The 764-nt window shown below is 60.6% G+C and carries 1 pseudogene; it reads left to right on the top strand.

From position 1 onward, the window contains the following. Positions 1-142 precede the first annotated feature (142 nt). Positions 143-764: pseudogene (locus DVK06_RS18775) on the top strand (hypothetical protein); the annotation flags it as partial.

The raw sequence follows: 764 nt of genomic DNA on the forward strand, positions 1-764 counted from the left end.
CGTCACCCACGAGTGTGGAGCTGTGCTTCAGCCGGGGCCCATCAACGAGTGCCCTCAGCACGAGCGTAACGACCCCTACCTCTACCAACCAACGCGAGACCCTGCGAAGTGGGAATTCCGGTGTAAGCAGTGTGACAAGAGCATGGGGCGGATTGCGGCCTTCTGTCAGGACTGTAACGAGCACGTTACCGGACCGACACCGCCCGGAGGGGGCGGCCTATACTACCCTGCCACGCTCCTCAACGTCGACATCCCGACGGTGGGGAAGGGCAAGGACGAACTCGATATGGGTGAGACCTGGGCTCGTGTGCTGATGGCGGCGTACCTTGAGTTTGACGACGTACCGTTGAATGAGGAGAATACCATCGAGGACATCGCCACCCGTGCTGGGGAACAAGACAAGGTCGAGGAGCTTCGCGCCTCCGGCCGAACCGAGGAGGAGATAGAAATGTTCCTTGAGATGCGTGCTGAGTCAGGTGGCGAAGTAGATCACCTCACCAGCCAGTTCGTCGCCGAGAAGACACGCGGTGATATCATACCGGTGGGAGTTGGAGGAGACACCGAGGTGGACGCGGAGCGCGTCTACTCGGTCTTGGCCAACCAGCTGTTCACCTTCGTCCGAGCGACCCAAGGCTATGAGGGAACGACGGATCACAGCGACTACGACCCAAGCCGCCAACCAGCTCCGAGGTCACTCAGCGACCTGCTGACGCCGGAGTTCAAGCAGAAATACCCGCGAGCCAAGGAGTACCGGGAGAAGCTCG

The sequence above is a fragment of the Halorubrum sp. Atlit-28R genome (genome assembly GCF_003665955.1).
In the GTDB taxonomy this organism is placed as follows: Archaea; Halobacteriota; Halobacteria; order Halobacteriales; family Haloferacaceae; genus Halorubrum; species Halorubrum tropicale.